Here is a 21,393-nt window from a genome sequence, read left to right on the forward strand (position 1 = left end):
ACGCGAGGTATCGCGTCTCTACAGGAAAAGTAATGTTACATCACAGTGTATTTTTAACCTTTAAATCGACGACAACGGAGTCGGAGATTGACTATTTCATCCAGGAATCCAGAAAATTAGCCCAAATTCCCGGTGTTCAAAATCTACAGGTTTTGGAGGAATTCAATGCCACGAATCCTTTTACCCATGGCTTGGGAATGGATTTCGAGGACCAAGCAGCGTATGATTTTTATTCCAATCATCCGATTCATAATCATTTCGTGCAGGAAGTTTGGATTCCGAGGGTGGAAAAGTGGCAGGAGATAGACTTTAGGGAGGTTAGAGGTTAGAACTAAGAGAAATTAAAGATGCTTGGGCCCTCTACCTTCGGACTATGGACTTTGGACTCCTGACTACTGCCCACTGATTACTGATTACTAGCGACTTATATATGATTCAAATATTTCAAAAATCACGTTCATTCGGCCCAAAAACGGCAATTATCTCGGGTGGAAATTCCTATTCCTATGCGGATTTACATGCAGCGGCGGATGATTTTGCGCATTTATTATTAGAAGAACAAGCAGATTTAGCAGAGGGACGAGTGGCCTTTATGGTCCAACCGGGTTTTGATTATGTCCGGGTACAGTGGGGAATTTGGCAGGCGGGAGGTATTGTGGTGCCATTGTGTTTAAGCTATCCACTGCCTTCCTTGCGCTATACGATTGAAAATTCAGGGGCATCGGTTATTGTGGTTTCTCCGGAGTTTGAAGTGACGCTGAAAGATCTCGCCGACGAGTTGAGCTGTCGGTTCATCGTCTTAGGAAAAAATGATCAAGCGAAAGCACCCAAAGCCTTACCGGAAATAGCTGATTCGCGCGGCGCGATGATTCTTTACACGAGTGGAACAACAAATTTACCCAAAGGTGTTGTCAGCACACATGGCAATTTAAATGCCCAGATTAGTTCGTTGATTGAGGCATGGAAATGGACATCGGAGGATTCCACCGTTTGTGTCTTACCCTTACACCATGTACATGGGGTCGTTAATGTAGTTTCCTGTTCTTTATGGGCGGGGGCAAGTTGTGAATTCATGCCTAATTTTAGCGAGAAAGCCATTTTTGACTTGATTGAGGGAGCCAAAATCAATGTTTTTATGGCTGTACCCACGATCTATTTCAAATTGATTGCCTACTGGGAATCGTTGGAAGACCATAGCCAAAAACAAGTTAGCGAAGCCTTACAAAAACTACGTTTTATGATATCCGGTTCGGCGGCTTTGCCGGTTTCCGTGATGGAACGTTGGCAAGCTATTTCGGGTCATTTATTATTGGAACGGTATGGCATGACCGAAATCGGGATGGCATTAAGTAATCCGTACGATGGACCACGCGTAGCGGGTCATGTGGGATATCCTTTACCAGGCGTTTCGGTCAGATTATCCGAAGAGGGAGAGATCCAAGTAAAGGGGCCGACGGTCTTCAAGGAATATTGGAACAAACCCGAATCGACGGCTGAATCCTTCACGGAAGATGGTTGGTTCAAAACAGGGGACATCGCTGCGATCGATGAACTAGGCGGTTACCGAATCTTAGGACGTAATTCGGTCGATATCATTAAATCGGGAGGTTACAAGATATCCGCCTTGGAAATTGAAGAAGTATTGCGTCAATACCCTGGCATTGCGGATTGTTCGGTGGTGGGCTTGCCCAACGACGAATGGGGCGAATTAGTTGCTGCAGCAATTGTAACAAAGTCTGCCATCGATGAAAAAGCCTTGTCAACATGGATGCGGGAACAAATGCCGGCTTACAAAACACCTAGAAAATATGTCGTGGTTCAGGATTTACCGCGAAATGCGATGGGAAAAGTCACGAAAAAAGATGTTGTTCAATTAATCAAATAAACATGTTATTACGCGGAGTTGCTTTATTGGCCGGATGCTATATCATTGGCCAAATCATAGGAGAAAGTCTCGGACAATTACTCGGGATCAATAATAATGTAGGCGGTGTGGGCTTTGCCATGTTGCTACTCATTTTGGCCCAAAACGAATTAGAAAAGCGGAATTTATTTCATGAGGAAATGGGTGAGGGGGTCATGTTTTGGAGCAAGATGTACATTCCCGTGATCGTGGCGATGTCAGCCGTTCAAAATGTCCGCGTAGCTTTCAATAATGGGATATTAGCACTCTTAGCTGGTATTTTGCCAGTAGTACTCTGCCTCTTATTTATGCCCATTTTATCCAAATCCAAATCTGAATAACATGGAATACATCATTGAATTATTGGATAAAAATGGATTGATTGTGGCATTTTTGGTCACTGGGATATTGGTGTATTTGTCGGAGGGCATCTCCATCAAACTGACCAACAAAAAATTACCTGGCTCCGCCATTGCCATCTTTCTGGGATTGGTCATCGCATACATCGGAGGGATCTTAACCGAAGGAAAGAGTGGAATTGGCGATTTACCGGGCTTGACCGGCTTTAAGGTGATGGGAGGTCCCATGTTTCGGGATTTTGCGATTGTCTCGACGGCCATGGGAGCGAGTTTTGCGATTATTAAAAAAACGGGGTCTGTGGGCATTTTGTCACTCTTTTTGGGCGTGATCTTCTCATTTATTGCCGGAGTAGGAATTGCCTATGCATTCGGAATCACCGATGCCGAGAGATTAACAACGATTGGTGCGGGGGCATGTACCTTTGTGGTAGGGCCTGTGACCGGAACTGCCGTTGGAGCAAGTTCCGACATCATCGCATTAAGCATCGCAGCCGGCGTTGTGAAGTCTATTTTGGTAACGATAGGTACTCCCTTTATTGCGCCTTACATCGGTTTGGACAATCCTAAATCGGCCATGATCTTTGGCGGTTTAATGGGAACGACTAGTGGCACTGCGGCGGGACTAGCTGCTACTGATCCCAAATTAGTTCCCTATGGTGCGATGACAGCGACATTTTATACGGGACTGGGATGCTTGATGTGCCCGTCGGTGTTATATTTTGCGCTGAAAGCGATGATGTAGAGACGTGATACCTCGCGTCGGCATCCTGTAGAGACGCGATACCTCGCGTCGGCAATCTGTAGAGACGCGATACCTCGCGTCGGCATTCTGTAGAGACGCGATACCTCGCGTCGGCATCCTGTAGAGACGCGATACCTCGCGTCTATTTAGGTATAATAGTTATAATTTTGATAATGTTAAAAGACGCGAAGTATCGCGTCTCTACAATAAAACGTGCCAAATATAAAAGACGCGAAGTATCGCGTCTTTACAATAAAACGTGCCAAATATAAAAGACGCGAAGTATCGCGTCTTTACATTATCGCGCTAAAGCCCGCAAACCACCCCCAATCACCATCACAGCGGCATAGAACGTAAATGCCAAGGTAAACAAGCCGTCTGCTGGGGTTTGACCGAACACATGGTATGGTGCCCAAAGAAGCGCTAAGGTACTCACGAACAATAGACCAATCAATACCAATTTAATCCAATTGTTGCGACGCGTTTTTTTCATTTCAAAGGCTAAGAGAATTCCTTCTGACACATAACTGAAAAGGAAAATAATCAAGAGGCTGTAGGCAAGGGTTTTGATGCTGTTCATATTCATATCTATTTGTTTTTCTTGATTCAAAATTAGATTTGTAGTCCGCCAAAATTTGGCGACTTGCGAACAATTTCAGATATTGTAGAAAAAAAGATGCATACGACCGAGCGAATCAAGGAAATCAATGGGCTTTTTCTTCAAAAGTCCTTTATCGTTAATTATGCAAACGTTTCGGCCTATTTCACCGAACAATTTGATCTCTCAAATTATGCAGAAAGGTCATTTAGTCGGGACCTGAAAGCCCTCAAAGAGTTACTACAAACGCGCTATCCTTTACTCCATGATAAAGCTGGCGAACTGATTAAATACGCGCGCGCCACGAATAGATTCTACTATGTGCGTGATGACATATCCGCATTTCCCAGTATCTCCGAAAAAGAATTACGCCAAATTGCCTCCACCATCGAAATGAATAAACACCTTTTCAGCGGTGGAGCAGGCGAGGGGCTCGTGAATAAATTACGGGCAATTGCCTTGGAAAATGAATTGGCTCAGCAGCATCAATTGTTAAGTTGGTCAGCAATCCAACTCATCAACGACGGAGCGCGGTCTGGCGAGACGCTCTTTCAAGATCTACTCAAAAGCATTTATGCCCAAGACCTTTTGGAATTCACCCACCAAGGTCTGAGTAAAAAATCCCAGATGAAGAAAATCACGGGAATACCCTTGCTTTTGAAGGAGTATAACAACGGTTGGTATACCGGTTGGTACCTTCTTTTCCAACCCGCTTCCGTGGAAGATACCCTTATTCGACTGGACTTAAATCACTTACGTGTATTTGCTTTGGACCGAATTACGGGAATTAAGGTGGTTAAAAAAGAGCCTAAAATTCGAAAAGCGGAGGATTTCAAACCGGCCGATTACTTCAAGGCGAGTTTGGGGGTTTTCCGAAGTTCAACGATGAAAGCGGAAACGATTCGGATTGAGGTATTGAAAAGCAGTTGGATGTTTAATTACCTAATCAAATACCCGATTCACGCATCCCAACAAATATCCGAGGAGCAAGAGGATTCGGCGGTATTCCAATACAAATTGGAAATTGAACAGGAATTAGAAAACTTTTTGATTCGTTATGCGGCTGAAATGCGTATTTTGGCACCCGAAAAACTTAAATTATCTATACAAAAACAATTACAAGAAACACTCCATAAACATGTCTAAAAAAATCATCTTCGGACTCTTACTGCTAAGCTCTCCCTTAATTGCACAGGAGGTTAATGAAAAGCGTGCGATCCAACAAGTCGTTAACAACATGTTTACTGCCATGCAAACGGGTGACACGGCACTATTTCGTTCTTGCTTCACACCGACTGTCATTTTCCAAACGGTTGTTGCTAAAAACGGGCAAAATCAAGTAAAATCCGAAGATTTCGAGGGTTTCGTCAAGAGTCTATCAAAATATCCCAAAGGCGCCTTGGATGAACGAATCAAATTCAAAAGCGTTAAATGGGATGATAGTTTGGCGAGTGTTTGGACGCCCTATGAATTTTACTACCAAGGTAAATTTTCCCACCGAGGTACCAATTCCTTTCAATTGGTGAAGTTGGCCAATCAATGGAAAATTCAGTATCTGATTGATACGAGGAAAAAATAAGAAACTATTTAGTTAATAGCTTTTTCAAAAATTCATAATGCTCCTCTGAAATCAAGTAAACGGAAAATCGTTTATCATCAGAAGCCGTTTGACGAATGATCACATCTTTCAAGCGGTAATGTGCCCAAAAATAGCTGTTGATTCCTTTGATCAATTTTGAACGAACTTGTCTTTGCGTTTCATAAGCATAGGAACCATAACCCATCATTTCGGTAAAAAGCTGAGAACTAAAATTGTACCCTTGGGGATATGCCAAGCAATCAATGAGGAAATCTGATGCTCCATCTGGTAGACCATCTAAGGCTACAGATAAACTTACACGCGCATTTTTCGAATTTCTACGTCTGTACACGTAGTAAAAGCAGGCAATCAAAAATAATAAAGCAACTCCCCAATATATTAATAAATTAACAGAATAAGGTTTTATATAAAAAGGCCCTTTGTAAGTACTGATTGATTTGAGTTTTTCAATTGAGATGGAGTCGATTTTTATAGCTGGGTTTAATGTGTTTTGCGTTTTTTCTGGAACATAAATATATAACCAATTATTATTTTCACTCAACTCGTAATATTGGTTCAAATTTGTAAATACGTATTTCAATTGGTAAACTTTATTCAAAACAGGATCCGCAATAATAATAAATGGACCTTTCATGAAAATATATTTACCATTAAGAAAAATTGATTCAAAGGTGGTCAATCCTAACTTAACTAACAAATCTGTATTAATATCCCCTTTATAATCCCACTGATTAGATTTTAATGATTTTTCAAAGTATCGATATGGATGTGAAAATCTACCTTCGTGATATAAGGCGGGAAAATCAATTATGCTTAAAACATCTCGTTTAACATCAAAGCCGCCAAAATCACTTTTCATATACTTGGGGCCCATTTCATTGGGAACATTTGTCAATTCCCATTCTTTAGACCTAAAAGAGAAATATGTTTCAATATTATTTGCATGCCAAAAACCATTTCCACCAACACTAAACAAAGTATCATTTCTAACATATTGAATTGCGCCGAAATTATAACCACGATAAAAAGTTTTATCCAATCGCTTTAATTCCTTTTTCAAAAGGTTTAACTGATAGACCTGACCAGTACCTAAAACTGTTAAAATGTAACTATTATCTAATAAGAACGTGTTAATAATAGCATTTGGAGGCAAATCACTAGATACTATACTGTCACATTTAATCTTCCCTAATTGTAACCAGCTTTGTGAAATCTGCTCTTTCCAAATAGTACTATTTTCTAAGTCAATACGGTAATGAAGAATTTCATTAGGCAATTTAAATTGAATCTGACTATTTACTTGAAATTCAATAAAAACCAAAAAGAGCATGAGAATCAACTGCTTCATATAAATACGAAAATGATTTAAAGAGTAAATTAATTCATTTACAGGTTTTATTTAATTTATCATTCAAGCATTGTTAAAGAATTTATGTGTATTGCGCGAAACACATAATTACAAATCCATTATTTTTTTCTAATAGCCTTTCTTTACGCTCAGCTATTAACCAATTATTTAGTCATTCAAATTTTCATCCATTATTTCATAATAAACTAAGTCTTAAAATTAATGTGTACTCCAATTAAATCTAAAGTTTTGAATAAACTCAGTAAACTAAATAAATTTGTTCTTGCATTGATTTTATTATCATCTTGCGCTGATTTAAGTAACCCTGAATCATCTCCAACGGTATTAACGCTTGACCCAACCGAAGTTAAGCTCAATTCATTTATATTGAATGGCGATGTCACCGATGAAGGCTTTAATGCCGCAAAAGAACGTGGATTCGTTTGGAGCACCACCAACTCAAATCCATCAGTAAGTGACAATAAAATAAACGTGGGTTATGGCAAAGGCCAATATTCATATACATTAGAAAAACTGTCTGTAAATACAACTTATTATTATAAAGCCTTTGCAACAAATGACAAAGGGACATCGTACGGCGAATTAAAAACGGTCAAAACAGCGGATTATTTATTAGCAACATTAACAACAGACTTACCCAAAAATATTACTTATACCAGCGCTGAATTGGGAGGGAATGTTATTGAGGATGGCGGAATTGCCGTTACAGAGAAAGGAGTATGTCTTGCTGTAGACAAAACTCCAACCGTTGACGACATAAAAATAGTAAATGGCAAAGGAATAGGTCCATTTGCCAATATTGTCATCCAACTCAAAGATGGAAGTAATTACTCTGTTCGTTCTTATGCAATTAATGGGAAGGGAATTGCTTATGGAAATGAACAAAAATTCACTACAAATGCATTTAAATTGCCAACTGTTTCAACAAATGCAACTCAAAATATTAGCTCAAATTTAGCAACTCTCTTTGGGAACTTATCTGATAATGGAGGAACCGAAATTATTGAAAAAGGCTTTTGTCTATCCAAAAATCCTAATCCAAGCATAACGGATATTAAAGTAAAATCTTCAAATAATGATTTAGGGAATTATGCGCTAGTAATAACAGCATTAGAGCCCTCAACAAAATACTTTGTAAAGGCATACGCTCAAAATATAAAAGGTATCTCATACGGTGCTGAAACAGTATTTACAACTTTACAAGCGACCATCCCAAGCGTGGTCACCAATGATCTTCAAGAAATTACAACAAATTCTGTGCGATCCGGAGTAGAAATCATATCCAATGGTGGTGCTGATATAACGGAATTTGGTGTATGCATTTCAAACAATAGAAATCCTACAATTTTTGATCGGAAAATAATTCTAGGGACAACCAATTCACCCGGAAAAATGGATTACTTCTATGGTTTAAACAATAATACCACCTACTATTTAAGAGGCTATGCGATAAATAGAGCTGGAGTTGGTTATGGGCAAGAAAAAACCTTTACAACAGGAAATTCGATTCCAAACAACATTAAAAGCGGATTAGTGGCATATTTTCCTTTTAATGGTAATGCAATTGATGCCAGTGGTAATGGAAACAATGGAAATGTTATAGGTGCAGCACTCACAATCAATAGATTTGGTAAATCGAATAGTGCTTACTACTTTTCTTCAGTAAATTGTTCACCTCGAATCGAAGCAGCAATTAATACAACTTCAATAACAAAAGCTTTAACTATTTCGATATGGGTTAAGCAGGTAGGAAATGGGTGTGCACTTTCTCCGAGAATCCTAGATTTTGCATCGTCTCCAATTGATGGTCCTGGGCAACTTCAGTGGATGTTTAGTTATCAAAACTCGTGGTCTGTTGCGCAACAAAAATCAAATCGAACTGATATCAACTCAGCTATTTTCCCAACGGGACCAAATGTTTGGACACATTTAGTATACGTTAATGATGGTATTTCTTGTAGATTTTATCAGGATGGTAGATTAGTTGGAACAACACCAAACGGTAATGGAAATCCAATATTAGCAAGAGACCTTACTATAGGTAGAATGAACCACCCTGCGTATGATGCTTTCAATGGAAACCTAGATGACTTAGGAGTTTGGAACAGAGCTTTAACTGATGAAGAAGTTAAATTTCTTTTCGAAAATGATTTTAACCCTTAAACATAAAAAGCCCCAAGATCATCTCTTGGGGCTTTTCTTTTTCTATAAATATCTTAATTAAATCCGATATCCGCCAATCCCTTGTGCGAGATTACAATCGCCTCCAATGGCGTCTCGTTCACACAAGCATCTTGTTCTACGTAGTAGTATTTCATGCCGGATAATTTTGCATTGGCCAAGACACGCTTGAAATCGATATGACCTTTTCCTACTGGAGCAAAACGACCTTGATCGTCCATATCCTTCACGTGCCATAATTTGAAGCGTCCTGGATACTTCTTGAAATATTCGACCGGATCAGCACCCGCCTTGGTTACCCAATACAAGTCCATTTGAAAATTCACGTATTTCGGATTGCAATTTTCCAACAAATAATCAATCGTCACGATACCCTCCGAATCCTTCACATATTCAAAATCGTGGTTATGATACAATAACTCTAATCCTGCTGCATGGCATTTCTCACCCATCTTATTCAAAATATCTGCCAAATTCTTTGCGCCTCCTTTCATTCCTAATTTCTTATTTACCGCATCATAGGTAAATAAACCCATCGGAGGAACCGGAATCACAAAATACTTAAATCCCGCTGCCTTCAGATCTGCAATTTGTTGGTCGATATTATCCAATGTCGCCGACCCTTGATGCGCCGAAATCGGATTCAATTTCATCTCCGCCAATAAAGCCTTGAAATCAGCAGGCGAGAGGTTATAGAATTTACCGTTGTTATACCCAGCCGACTCCACATTCACATATCCCGCATCAGAAACAGCCTTCAAGGTTGCTCGCGCGTCTTTACCCATTTCGGTACGAACCGTGTATAAAGCTAATCCACCAAAAGGCTTGTCGGCAGCTCTGAAAGAAACTAGTGCAATACTCAAAACCGCACTTAGGCCTAGCGCAAAGGCTAGCAATTTGTTCATTTTCATGTTTTTTTTTAGTTAAATAGTGTACCATAAAATTAAGAAATTCCTTCCTGCAATCCCAAATTTGATTTCATAACACAAAACAAATTTTGCGTAAATTCGTTAAAATACTATACTAAACCCCTGCCTGTGAGAATCTTATTATTCCTTTGCCTCATTTCCTTTTTTTCTACCCAAGCACAAGTTCCCGCCATTCATCCCGAGCAAATTCAAATCGCGCGCGATTCGTATGGAGTACCCCATATTTTTGCCCCCACAGATACTGAGGTTGCCTATGGGCTTGCCTGGGCGCATTCGGAAGATGATTTCAAAACCATTCAAACACTGATTTTGACGGGTAAAGGAAAATTGGCAACTTATTTAGGGAAGAAAGGGGCTCCCGTGGATTATGTGTTTGGCTTGTTGAATACACGGAAGGTGGTGGACCAACAAATCAAATCAATGGATCCGCGCTTTATCCAACTCGTTCAAGGATACCTGCGTGGATTGGAGGCCTACGGAAAAGCACATCCCGCCGAAGTATTAAATAAACACGTATTTCCCATCGCCCTAGAAGATTACATTGCGACGACCATGTTCTCGGTGGCCGTATTCTGTGGGGTGGATCGCACCTTACCCAAAATCCTCGACGGCTCAATCGCTTCACTTCCAGGATTTACGGGGGAAGGAAGTAATGCCTTTGCGATCAAAAGCAATAAATCCGCCTCGGGTGAACCCATGCTCGTGATTAATGCGCATCAACCGATTGAAGGCGCAACGGCCTTTTATGAGGCCCATGTACAAAGCGAAGAAGGCTGGAACATACTAGGCGGTCTATTTCCGGGTGGTCCATTGATTTTTCATGGCGTAACCCCCAATTTAGCCTGGGCGCATACGGTGAATTTTCAGGATAAGATTGATGTGTATCAGTTGCAGACCGACAAAGCGCATCCCAACCAATATCTCGTAGACGGCCAATGGTTAAATCTCGAGAAACGCAAAGTCAAACTTTCCATCAAGGGAATTCCTATCCCAATAAGTAAAGTAGCCTATCAATCGATTTATGGCCCAACGGTCAAGAGTCCATCGGGGGCATATTTCTCAATCCGACTGCCTGCGTTGATGGATGCCGGAGCGCTCCAACAATGGTATGCGATGAATCGGGCGACCAACTTGACCGAATTCAAAGCCGCGATTGATCGGAACCACTTGGCGATGTTTAATATCATGTATGCGGATAAGAATGATAACATCTTCTACATCTCAAATGGGAAAATGCCTTACCGTAATCCGGATAAGAAATATAATTGGTCGGGAACCCTACCCGGTAACACCCGTGCTACATTATGGGATAAATTTAAACCAGTGAACGAATTGCCTCAATACCTGAATCCAGCGAGTGGTTATTTATTTAACACAAATCATTCGCCCTTCATGGCAACAGACTTGAAGGAAAACCTAGATCCCGCGAAGTTTGACACGAATGATGGGTACGAGACCTATCACAATAACCGTAGTTTTCGCGCCAAGGAACTCATTGATAGTTACGATAAAATCTCTTGGGAGGATTTGAAGCGAATTAAGTTTGATCGCCAGCTCCCTGCGAAGATCTTATATCCCTATGGATTAGATGCCAGCGTCTTGTTTCAATTGGATGAAATGAAATACCCGACACTAAAACCCATCATCCAAGGAATCAAAAATTGGAATCATGTGACGGATGTGGAGAGCATCGGTGCCTTGTATTACAACATTGCATACTATCAAGCATCTAAAATTCGGAACAATGGGAGTAAGGCGCCTTTGACAGAAGCAGAGGCTGTAACACTTTGCCAATATGTGAATGATTTTCTTTTGAAACATTACGGGAAAATTGAGGTCAAATTAGGAGAATTCCAACGATTAGTGCGCGGCAATGAAGATTGGCCTCAGGCAGGCATGCCCGATGTGTTAGCGGCCGTTCAAACCGAAGCTTGGGGCGAAACGAAACGTCGGATGAATAGTGGGGACGCCTACATCGGATTTATACGTTTTCCAAAAGGAGGTGGATTGCCGCACATTGAAACGGTGAACACCTTTGGAGCAAGTTCACATCCGGATTCACCGCATTATGCAGACCAACGTGAAATGTACCAAGCACAGAAAACCAAAGTGATGACCTTGGATAAGGCCGAGGTCTTAAAGAATGCCAAAAGAGTTTATCGGCCGGAGTAATTAAGAGCGAAAAAAAACGTCTGGCGGAATCTGTAAGAACCGACAAAGCTTTTGGGCCATTTTAAGCGTAATTTCACGTTTACCAGCTAAGATGGCTGAAACATGCCCTTTGCTACCGATGATAGGAATGAGATCTTTTGATTTTAATCCCATCTCGCGCATTTTATAAACTAAGACTTGCGTAGGATCTAAATTGGGAATTGGATGATTTCGATCATCGTAATCTTTAATTAAAACAATTAAAAGTTCCAACTCATCACGAATCGGACCCGCATCCTCCACGTGAAAAATATCTATCATCCGCTTAACGGCAGCTTGATAATCATCTGACGACTTTAGTACTTTCCAAGTCATATTGACAATTTTTATAAAATTCTTACATCAAATGTAATCGTGCTAGCTTCTATCTGATCGTATTCTTTATGGGTTCCAAACCAAATCACATAACAAGCCTGCTGCTGAAAATTGATGGAAACAATTAATCGGTAAGAATTCCCTTTCACGTTAAAAACAACACGCTGATGGGAAATAATACTCGCATTTCGATAAACTCGTTTAAGTTCATTGAAATTTACAAATCCATACTTTGAAAATTCATGATACCAAACAAGCAAAGCATCAGATGCTGACGGATAATTTTTTGCGTAATAAAGAATCGTCCGCCGGACTAAAATTTTCATCCCAAAATTAATTGAAAGTTTGCATTTTGCAAACTAAATTATTGTTTGGGAAAGATAGTAGCTAAGGGATAAATCGAGTGTTGATGACCTGATAATTCAGAAATATTATCAAGTCATTCAGTTATGGGAAACGCAACGCATCATCTTTTGAACTTGAAAATGCCTTGGATTCATCGATTCCCTTTACCTGATTGGCGATGTACTCAATTCCTTGATATAGGTGATTGACATAAACGGGATCCGAGTAATGTTCTTTGGAATGACCTAGCGTGGTTACCCAAACATGACCTCCTTGAAATTGTTGGGTCCAAACCGCCGGAAAATAGGAGCCATAAACGCCCGCATGCTTTGTGATGAGATCTTGTTGGCTTTTATCCAAACTACTCAACTCGTGCATCATCAAGGTCTTTATCCCCGGATACAATTCCTTCCCAAAATAACACTCATCCTCCCGCGTCCATTTGGTGGGAACTCCTTGCATTGATGGGTGAGAGGGATTGATGTTAATCACGTTAAAAGCTTGGTATTTGGCATGCCAGGAAAAACTTTCCCCAACCATCATTTTGAACCAGGTCCAATTCCGCTCCGTTCCTGTTACTGAATGCACACCCACAAAGCCTCCTCCGGATTCGATATACCGACGAAAGGCTAAACGCTGTGCATCGGTATCAAAGACATCATTGTTTGTACTCGTGAAGATTACTAGCCGATATTGCTTCAAGTTTTCTGGACTAAAAACGGCCGGATTATCCGAAACCTCAACCAAGAACTGATGTTCTTTGGCTAATTTCTGAATACAGGCGACGGTAGAGGGAATATTATCGTGCACATAACCTGGCCCGTTTTTGGTGTAGACCAAAACCTTTGAATTGGGAAGTTTCGACTTTTGCGCCTCCGCGGCAAATAGACCCAAAACCAAAAATAGAATGAGAAGTCTTTTCATGTTAAGGATTTACACTGTATTGATCTATCAAATACACAATCGCCGCGATATTCACAGCGCCCAATAATAATTCGCGCTTATTCACATTCTCAAACACATCCGTCTTCGCATGGTGTAAATCAAAATAGCGTTGGCTATCGGGAACTAAACCCGCAATTACCGTAGCTGGATTTACACGAGCCAAGGGACCAATATCCGTACCGCCTCCGCCCAGCGTAACCTCAGTTCCATAGGGCTTTAATAGGGGAGTCCAAGACTGAAATTTCGCATAAGCTTCCTTGCTGGCCGTGATTCCAATCGAGCGCGGCGTAAATCCACCCTCATCACTCTCAAGCGCAAAAATGTGATTTTCATTCTTTAGTTTGGCCTGATTGGCATATTCATTGCCTCCTCGCACACCATTTTCCTCGTTGGCAAACAAAACAAAACGGATCGTACGCTTGGGCTTGTAGTTCATTGCCTTCAAAACACGTAAAACCTCCATCGTATGTACAATTCCCGCACCGTCATCGTGGGCACCTTCATTGACGTCCCAAGAATCTAAGTGTCCTCCAATGGCAATGTATTGATCCGGGAACTCAGTTCCTTTCAATTCTGCTACCACATTATTCTCATCCGCATCCGGCAAGAAGAAACCATAGGTTTGCAATTGCGCAAGAACGCGGCCTTTTTTAGTAAGTTCATAGAGCATTTTGGCATCATTCGGTCCTAATGCCACCGCCAGAATTTTCGGGTACGCCTCATCGTAGACCATCGAACCGGTATGTGGCTCATTGTCGGGCGCCGTACTCAAGGAGTGAATCATGATGCCGATGGCGCCGTATTTCGCTGCCCGACTGGCACCTGCCCGGCGAAAGATTCCGCTTTCGCCGTAGGCACGGAAGGTTTGGATTTTGGTAGGGTCAAAAACACTGTGAAAATAAACGATTTTACCTTTCGCCTCCGCTTGGCGCTTTTCGAGTTCCTCCATGCTGGAAACTGCTAGAATCTCGGCTTCCAATAGACCATTAGATCCCATGGAATTTCCTAAAGCCATCGCGGCTAAAGGTTGCATGCGTGCTTCACCGTTCACACCTACGATTGCGGCAAAATCATTCCCACCACGTTTCCAGTTGGGCGTCTTGCATGACTGCAGAAACACTTTATCTGCCCCCAAGGATTCTAAGGTCTTTTTACCCCAAATAACCGCATTCTGTTGTTGGGGCGACCCCGCCAAACGTCCACCAATCTTTTTGGTGAGCTCGTACAGAAGATCATAGGCTTTACCATTGCGCATGATATCGTCCGACATCCTTTTAATAAAAAGGCTATCGGCCTGACGCTGTGCCAAGCTAAACAAGGATACAAATAGGAGGGGTGATACGAATAGAAGACGTTTCATAGGTTTATGGAAAGTGACAAAATTTAAATATAGGAGAAAATCCTTCGGATTAAAAATTTATCATGGAAGCAGAATCTGCGATCGAAAAACAAAAGAGCCACATAAATTATCCATTCAAATAGATTTATGAATGTTATTTACAGAAAAATAGTAATTTAAAGAATTGTGCATTCGTTTAGGCCAAGCTTAAACTTTGAATTATTTACCTTAAATTTGTGGAAATTTTGGCTTATGATTCGCATTGCCTTATTTGTTTCCTTTAGTTTATGGTTTACCTGTTCGTATGCTCAAACAGGTATCGGGACAACTGCGCCGGATGTATCGGCGAGATTTGAAGTTGCGTCTACCAACAAAGGTATCTTGATTCCCCGAATGACCGATGCCCAAAAAACGGCTATTCCCACGCCAGCGAACGGATTGATGATTTATCAGACGGATGGATTAGCGGGTTTTTACGTCAACACAGGCACCTCGGCATCACCCACGTGGACGCGCGTGAATAGTAACTGGACGCGTTCTGGGAATGATATTGCTTATACAGCGGGAAACATATCCACTACAGGTACGATTACGGGAGGTAATTCCTCGACCTCTTCCATATCCGGATTCGCGGCGAATGTAACATCCATCAGCGCTAATTACAGCATTTCAGCAACCGATAACGGAAAGGTGATTCAATCAACTGCCTCCTCGGCGATTACGATAACCATACCGACGGGCTTACCGACGGGCTTCAATTGCACGGTTGTTCAGATGGGAGCGGGGCAAATTACCTTTTCGGGCACCTATTTAAATCGGAGCAGCTTCACCAAAACCGCGAGTCAGTATTCCGTAGCAAGTATTCTGCATTTAGGAAGCAATAGTATCCTTGTGACAGGCGAGATGAGTAATTAACATGAAAAGTCTATTCAAGCTTTTTGTTATTTGTTTCCTATCCAATACGCTGTGGGCGCAAATGGCCCTTCCGATCCAACAAGCCGTTTTACCTAAAAACAATTTAGTCGTCAATTATGACTTCTCTAATTCGGGAAGCTACATACGAAATGCAACAACAGCCAATAATCTTACAGGTAATTCCACAGGAAATGCCACGCTGGTCAATAGCCCAATTTTCATCAATTCCTTAGGATATGTTTCCTTGGATGGGGTCAACGAGTATTTGGTAACCAGTAATTTAAGGCCTTATTTTAAATCCGTCAATTCAAGTCCCCAAAAAAGCTTCAGCATGAGTTGCTGGATCTATCCAACCGCAGCAAGTGGAGTAATCATCAGCGAATTGGACTCACAAACACCGAGTAGCGGTTGGCATGCAACAAACATCGAACTGGTCAACAATATCTTTAAATACCGTCTTTGGCCATCCGCCACAGCCATTTCTTCTTCCACCATTAATTTAAATCAATGGTATCATGTTGCGATGGTATACGATGGAGTTACATTAAAAGCTTACTTAAACGGCGTCTTACAGGGTAGTTTGACTATCTCCAGAGAAATCCCAACAAACAGCCAAAATTTTGCGATTGGAGCAAATGAGAGCACTAGTGTGGGTTCTGGAGTCTACGGAAAATTCAATCTCGCCCAATTTAAGATACACAATGTCCCTTTGAATGATACGGAAATACTTCGGGAGTATAATCTCCGCAAAGATGAGTTGGATTATACCGTTCATACGCCCAACACCAATACATCACCAACGTATTGGAATGTTTCAAGTGCTTGGAATTATGTAACTGGGAGTACAGGTACATCGGATCCATTTGGCGTTTCTCATTTTACACCTTGGCTAAATTCAGATTTAGGCTGGGCGGCGCAAGCATTTGATGCGAATCAATGGCTGACCCTTAATTATGATGAACCGGCCTATGTAAAAGGAATTGTCATTCAACCCAGGGCAGCGTCAGGTAATCAATTCGTTACCAAAGTCCATGTGGAAACGAGCCCTACAGGGAGTGCGCCTTGGACGAGGGTGCTCACTGATCAATTAGTCGGTACATCCATCACAGATGACGCACGCGTGCTTTTCCCTTCAAGTATTTTTACAAAAGCTTTAAAAATTATACCTGTTACCTATACGAACCACATAACCATGCGTTTGGGGATGTTGGTCAAACCCAATAACCTAATTACCGACGGATTAGTGCTTCGTTTAGATGCAGCAAATATTAAATCCTATCAGGGAACGGGAACTACGTTCAAAGATTTAACTTCCTATGCTTCAGATTTCACCTTAGTGAGCTCCCCAACCTACGATGCGAAAGGCTATTTAACGTTCAATGGATCTAACCAGTACGCCTCGAGGGTCAATACAGCGAGCTTAAAACCAAGCACGGCAATATCGATTGAGCAATGGTTAAATGCGGATAGCTGGACTGCAGGGACGTCATCTAGCTATAAATGCTCCCTTTCATGTACCCAAGGAGGTGGTTATTCACACAATATTTGGAATGGAAACTTTTACAGTTATATCTATGCCGGAGGAAGGTACCTCGTTCCTTCTGCCTCGGTAAGTAATTTTTATGGATGGCATCATTTTGTTACAACGTTTGATGGCCAATATGCAAAATTATTTATTGATGGTAGTTTAGCGAATACCGTTGATTATGGAAGTGCCAATAATACAATGACCTATGCATCCAATAGTATTTTAGTAGGAGCAGAAGCCAGCTCGGGTACTTCTCCCGAAGGATTTTACTGGCAAGGTAAAATTTCAACCACTTCGATCTACAATAAAGCCTTATCCAATGAGGAAATAGCCCAAAACTACAATACCACCAAAATGAGGTACAACATTGTTCAAGATGGCCTCGTGGCTAATTTAATCAATCCACCAAGCACTGGGACCACGTGGACAGATGTTTCCGGGAATGGCAACCATGGAACCATTAATGGATCACCAACCTACACAGCAGCCAATGGTGGTGGATATACTACCACATCCTCGTCATACTTTTCACTACCCACTAATTTATCAAACACATTTACGGTTAGTATAGCTTGTTCGTTAAATCCAACCTCATTTTGGGCTACCCTTTGGGGAAATGAGTCATGGAGTGCAAGCAAAGGGTATATAGCTTATTTTGGTTCAAATAGTACGCTAAATTTTGGTAGTCCAACGGGCCTCGCAAGTATATCGGTTTCTGGTATTAATACAATTCATATTTGGGATTTCGTGGTCAATGGAACAAGCTATATTCTTTATAGAGATGGAGTTAGTTATTCGACGGGAACCTTCACTGCACCATCTGGAGGCTTAAGTACCACAGGGCTATATTTTGGTGCAAGACATGCAAATACAGGAACATCGTTCACAGATGCTTGCCCGGGAACCTATTACAGCATGCGTGTTTACAATCGCGCATTAAGTTCAAGTGAAATCAATACGAATTTTACTGTTTTGAGGGCCAATTACGCTTTATAGTCATATAACGTAATAAACCTCATGCCTCATGCCAAAACATTCCCATTAGCTTTCGGGTTAAAAAGGGAATGGAAAAACAGCCCCAAATCACTTTCAGTCAAATTGATTACAATTTATCCGATTTAGAAAAGGATTGTTGGCATCGATTAGTCACCGGAGCTCAAAAAAGCAGACATCCCTTTCACACGCCCTCTGTGGCAAGTTTCGCTAAAGAGGGAATCAGCTTGCGAACAGTCGTGTTACGTAAAGCGATAGAAGAAACGCGCGAATTACGATTCCATACCGATAGACGCAGTCCTAAGTGGGAAGAGTTAAGCCTAAATCCAACGATAAGTGCCTTGTTTTATGATGCCACTGAACGCATCCAACTGAGAATTAAGGGACAAGCTGTTTTGTATGTCGACAATGAAATAACGTCATTGGCTTGGGAAAAAACGACTTTATCCAGTCGGAGATGCTACCTAACCGAATTTAGCCCATCAAGTTTTACTGATCAGCCTACAAGTGGACTAAGCGAAGCGGTTGAACAAGAAAACCTAAGTTTAGAAGAAAGTGAAATGGGGTATCAAAATTTTGGAATCGTATCCATTCAGGTTGAATCCATCGATTGGTTATGGCTGAATCATGCGGGGCATCGTAGGGCTTTCTTTGATTATGAAACAATGCAGTTTCAATGGATGATACCATAAGTTCTACAATAATAGTTTCTAGTATAAACCGTTAGATAAATTTATCTATCTAGAATCAGGTTAAAGTGATAAATTGATTTGGTAAAATCTACCATTCATTTTCAATATATCCTGATGAAAAATTCAAGCTATTACTACGTCATTATTTTTCTATTTGCACTGAGCAGTTGCACAACGAAATACTACGAGGGAAACCACATTGATGTAAAAGATGACCTCATTACCTACGACGGAGAAGTTATAAATAAAGGTACCGTAGTAGGATTATATGAGCGAAAATTATGGAGGACCCGATTTGGAGTTCCCAGAGATGGTTTTTTAACGCCATTAAATATTGAATTAGATGTAGACAATGGGCAAATCGTAGCCGTTCGTGTTTTTGGTAAAAAGGAAACTGAAAAAGTGAGAATTGAGACGGTTAATAAAGAAAAATATTGGAGGTATACCACTCTCGAAGGAGAATTTAAGGATGGATATTTTTACCATTACTTCCCAGAAGGGGGAATCGAAGAAAAATTTGAAGGTTATTTTAAAGGAGGTACCTTTTATATCAATGGAAAATATTTCAAGTATGAGAAGGATGGGAAAGTAATAGAGGAGGAGACCTATAAAGACAAATATCTAATGGGCATTAAATAACAATATTCAAACTTTAAACATTTCATACTATCATGCAAAAAGTCACAAAGCAATCATTGGGTTTAATCACATTACTAACACTTTTGTTGGGTTATTTCAATTTATCAGCCCAGAACGAACCGGTTCCCATGCTTTTGAAAAATGGTCGTTTTGCATTTGTTGGAAGAAAAACAAAAACTAGAATTCTTGAACAAGAATTTGATGATGCTCGACCCTTTCATCATGGATTTGCATTCGTTAAAACTCGATCAAAATGGGGAATCATTGACCTGCAAGGGAATTTTGTTTTGGCTCCAAAATCCTTATTTATAACTGAATTATCTAAAAAGATATATGGCGCGAGCGAAAATGAGCGTATTGCCGAAGATAATTTTTGGGAAAAAAGTAAAGACTATACATTCGAAAAATCATTTTTAATAAATGAGAAAAATGAAGTTATTAATTTTTGTAATGAAGATAATGGCTGCGAATTTATAACCAATATGTATGATAGTGATTTCTACATGATACATAAAGAAAATGACAAATTTGATAAGTACACGATATTAAAAAAACCAATGTTTTTGGTTTCAGAAATAGTTAAATCGAAAGAAGATGCCGCTGAATCATTTTTTGACAATCTAATAAAAACAAGTAAGTACTATACTGATTCACAAAAATCAAAAGTAGAAAAATTTGGCATTAGTAATTTTAACAATGGTTTTTTCAAAGTATACCTAAAAAATGAAAATGAACTGAGTGTTGAGGGAATCGATTATATGTCGATTACATTCAAACCTTTAATCGGAGAAAAATATTATGAATATATTGAATCAAATTTAGAAAATGGTGATTTTAAAGATAGCCTAGCCCTAGTAAAAAAGAATGAAAAATACGGATTCATTAACAGCAAAGGGGTTGAGGTCGTTCCAACTAAGTATGACGATTTAGGTAGTTTTCATGAAGGATTTGCAATCGCTAAATTGAATGGTGCAATAGGTTACATCAACAAAAAGGGTGAGTTTTTATTTAAACCAAGTGAAAATTTTGAATTAACAAACTTTCAGGAGGGACGAGCCATTGTGGAAGATAAAGAAAATGATAGTGTTTATGCGATTAACACAAAAGGAGAAAAAGTATTTTCATTCCCACATAAATTCTATTCGGAACATTTGCAATTCAGCAATGGTAAAATCATTTTTGATACCCAAAATGATAAAATATTCAATCACTTTGTCTATGACTTATCAGGTAATATAGTCTATAAATTAAAAGATGAATATGTGTCAAAATTTAGCAAAGATGGTTTTGCATTCGTTTCTTCAGATAATTATTCGGACAAAGGAAAAAATTTAATTAATCATTCTAATGGCCAAAAATTATATTCATCGGATTTTGATAAATTTTTTTCAATCAGTACCGACAGCAAGGAATTGAAGTTAAATACCAATGAATTTGAAGAATTAAATAGTACTACCAATGAAAGTGTTTACGATGATATTTTGAATTCAAATTTATTTTGGAATAATCTATTATTCGTTCAAAGATCCGGGTTTAAGTTTTATATAGAAAAGGATGGATTTGAATATGTTGAATAAGATTCGAAATACCACTAAATCAAAAATGCCTGCAACATGTTGTGTTACAGGCATTTAATTAATCAAGAAGTGATCCCGCTGGGATTCGAACCCAGGACCCATACATTAAAAGTGTATTGCTCTACCAACTGAGCTACGGAATCATCAAGCCGAGGCTTGTATATCAATTGACCCACGCTGGAGTCGAAGGGAAGTTCGATCACTGACCGACCT

At 40.2% G+C, this 21,393-nt stretch carries 20 protein-coding genes and 1 tRNA gene; 13 read left to right on the plus strand and 8 right to left on the minus strand.

Annotated features, from left to right (window positions below; translation table 11 throughout):
* The first annotated feature begins 32 nt into the window (after positions 1-32).
* From ACMH5P_RS02615 to madM, 4 genes are all read left to right on the plus strand, one after another.
* Positions 33-329 carry a Dabb family protein gene (locus tag ACMH5P_RS02615; protein ID WP_459492757.1) on the plus strand — a complete coding sequence of 99 codons (297 nt, stop codon included), beginning with the start codon at positions 33-35 and terminating at the stop codon, positions 327-329.
* A gap of 101 nt (positions 330-430) precedes the next feature.
* A complete protein-coding gene (locus tag ACMH5P_RS02620; protein ID WP_459492758.1) occupies positions 431-1,885 on the plus strand; it encodes an acyl-CoA synthetase in 1,455 nt (484 codons plus the stop codon).
* A 2-nt stretch (positions 1,886-1,887) separates the two neighbouring features.
* On the plus strand, positions 1,888-2,244 hold the full coding sequence (gene madL, locus ACMH5P_RS02625) for a malonate transporter subunit MadL (protein ID WP_459492759.1): 357 nt from the start codon (positions 1,888-1,890) through the stop codon (positions 2,242-2,244).
* Between the two features lies 1 nt (position 2,245).
* On the plus strand, positions 2,246-3,004 hold the full coding sequence (gene madM, locus ACMH5P_RS02630) for a malonate transporter subunit MadM (RefSeq protein WP_459492760.1): 759 nt from the start codon (positions 2,246-2,248) through the stop codon (positions 3,002-3,004).
* Positions 3,005-3,302: 298 nt separating this feature from the next.
* On the opposite strand, the gene ACMH5P_RS02635 is transcribed toward madM, so the two are convergent.
* Entirely contained in the window at positions 3,303-3,584 is a 282-nt protein-coding gene (locus tag ACMH5P_RS02635; protein ID WP_459492761.1) for a hypothetical protein, read from the minus strand.
* Between the two features lie 63 nt (positions 3,585-3,647).
* Here ACMH5P_RS02635 and ACMH5P_RS02640 point away from each other — a divergent pair, with 63 nt between their 5' ends.
* Together ACMH5P_RS02640 and ACMH5P_RS02645 are read left to right on the plus strand one after the other, a co-directional pair.
* Positions 3,648-4,748 (plus strand): helix-turn-helix transcriptional regulator, encoded by a 1,101-nt coding sequence (locus tag ACMH5P_RS02640; RefSeq protein ID WP_459492762.1) that lies wholly within the window; start codon positions 3,648-3,650, stop codon positions 4,746-4,748.
* Positions 4,741-5,181 carry a nuclear transport factor 2 family protein gene (locus tag ACMH5P_RS02645; RefSeq protein WP_459492763.1) on the plus strand — a complete coding sequence of 147 codons (441 nt, stop codon included), beginning with the start codon at positions 4,741-4,743 and terminating at the stop codon, positions 5,179-5,181. The genes ACMH5P_RS02640 and ACMH5P_RS02645 overlap by 8 nt, the downstream gene beginning before the upstream one ends.
* Positions 5,182-5,185: 4 nt before the next feature.
* On the opposite strand, the gene ACMH5P_RS02650 is transcribed toward ACMH5P_RS02645, so the two are convergent.
* The gene (locus ACMH5P_RS02650; RefSeq protein WP_459492764.1) at positions 5,186-6,550 is read right to left on the minus strand and encodes a hypothetical protein; all 1,365 of its coding nucleotides are present in this window, start codon (positions 6,548-6,550) and stop codon (positions 5,186-5,188) included.
* Positions 6,551-6,799: 249 nt separating this feature from the next.
* On the opposite strand from ACMH5P_RS02650, the gene ACMH5P_RS02655 reads away from it, so the two are divergent.
* Positions 6,800-8,734, plus strand: coding sequence for a LamG domain-containing protein (locus ACMH5P_RS02655; RefSeq protein ID WP_459492765.1), 1,935 nt, complete (start codon positions 6,800-6,802; stop codon positions 8,732-8,734).
* A 53-nt stretch (positions 8,735-8,787) separates the two neighbouring features.
* On the opposite strand, the gene ACMH5P_RS02660 is transcribed toward ACMH5P_RS02655, so the two are convergent.
* Entirely contained in the window at positions 8,788-9,663 is an 876-nt protein-coding gene (locus ACMH5P_RS02660) for a sugar phosphate isomerase/epimerase family protein (protein ID WP_459492766.1), read from the minus strand.
* A gap of 126 nt (positions 9,664-9,789) precedes the next feature.
* Here ACMH5P_RS02660 and ACMH5P_RS02665 point away from each other — a divergent pair, with 126 nt between their 5' ends.
* Complete coding sequence (locus tag ACMH5P_RS02665) at positions 9,790-11,853, plus strand: penicillin acylase family protein (RefSeq protein WP_459492767.1); 2,064 nt, start codon at positions 9,790-9,792, stop codon at positions 11,851-11,853.
* Here ACMH5P_RS02665 and ACMH5P_RS02670 read toward each other — a convergent pair whose 3' ends face one another.
* From ACMH5P_RS02670 to ACMH5P_RS02685, 4 genes are all read right to left on the minus strand, one after another.
* Complete coding sequence (locus ACMH5P_RS02670; RefSeq protein ID WP_459492768.1) at positions 11,854-12,207, minus strand: helix-turn-helix domain-containing protein; 354 nt, start codon at positions 12,205-12,207, stop codon at positions 11,854-11,856.
* Positions 12,208-12,218: 11 nt separating this feature from the next.
* A complete protein-coding gene (locus tag ACMH5P_RS02675) occupies positions 12,219-12,533 on the minus strand; it encodes a type II toxin-antitoxin system HigB family toxin (protein WP_459492769.1) in 315 nt (104 codons plus the stop codon).
* 121 nt (positions 12,534-12,654) lie between these two features.
* Positions 12,655-13,476, minus strand: a complete 822-nt coding sequence (locus ACMH5P_RS02680; RefSeq protein ID WP_459492770.1) for a ThuA domain-containing protein — start codon at positions 13,474-13,476, stop codon at positions 12,655-12,657.
* 1 nt (position 13,477) lies between these two features.
* On the minus strand, positions 13,478-14,857 hold the full coding sequence (locus tag ACMH5P_RS02685; RefSeq protein WP_459492771.1) for a M20/M25/M40 family metallo-hydrolase: 1,380 nt from the start codon (positions 14,855-14,857) through the stop codon (positions 13,478-13,480).
* 231 nt (positions 14,858-15,088) lie between these two features.
* On the opposite strand from ACMH5P_RS02685, the gene ACMH5P_RS02690 reads away from it, so the two are divergent.
* From ACMH5P_RS02690 to ACMH5P_RS02710, 5 genes are all read left to right on the plus strand, one after another.
* Complete coding sequence (locus ACMH5P_RS02690; protein ID WP_459492772.1) at positions 15,089-15,751, plus strand: hypothetical protein; 663 nt, start codon at positions 15,089-15,091, stop codon at positions 15,749-15,751.
* Position 15,752: 1 nt separating this feature from the next.
* Positions 15,753-18,275 (plus strand): LamG-like jellyroll fold domain-containing protein, encoded by a 2,523-nt coding sequence (locus tag ACMH5P_RS02695; protein WP_459492773.1) that lies wholly within the window; start codon positions 15,753-15,755, stop codon positions 18,273-18,275.
* 68 nt (positions 18,276-18,343) lie between these two features.
* Complete coding sequence (locus ACMH5P_RS02700; RefSeq protein WP_459492774.1) at positions 18,344-18,964, plus strand: hypothetical protein; 621 nt, start codon at positions 18,344-18,346, stop codon at positions 18,962-18,964.
* A gap of 114 nt (positions 18,965-19,078) precedes the next feature.
* On the plus strand, positions 19,079-19,603 hold the full coding sequence (locus ACMH5P_RS02705) for a hypothetical protein (protein WP_459492775.1): 525 nt from the start codon (positions 19,079-19,081) through the stop codon (positions 19,601-19,603).
* A 32-nt stretch (positions 19,604-19,635) separates the two neighbouring features.
* Positions 19,636-21,180 carry a WG repeat-containing protein gene (locus ACMH5P_RS02710; protein WP_459492776.1) on the plus strand — a complete coding sequence of 515 codons (1,545 nt, stop codon included), beginning with the start codon at positions 19,636-19,638 and terminating at the stop codon, positions 21,178-21,180.
* Between the two features lie 70 nt (positions 21,181-21,250).
* On the opposite strand, the gene ACMH5P_RS02715 is transcribed toward ACMH5P_RS02710, so the two are convergent.
* Positions 21,251-21,323, minus strand: a tRNA-Lys gene (locus tag ACMH5P_RS02715).
* Between the last annotated feature and the right edge of the window lie 70 nt (positions 21,324-21,393).

The organism is Aquirufa sp. 5-AUSEE-100C1 (assembly GCF_054558655.1).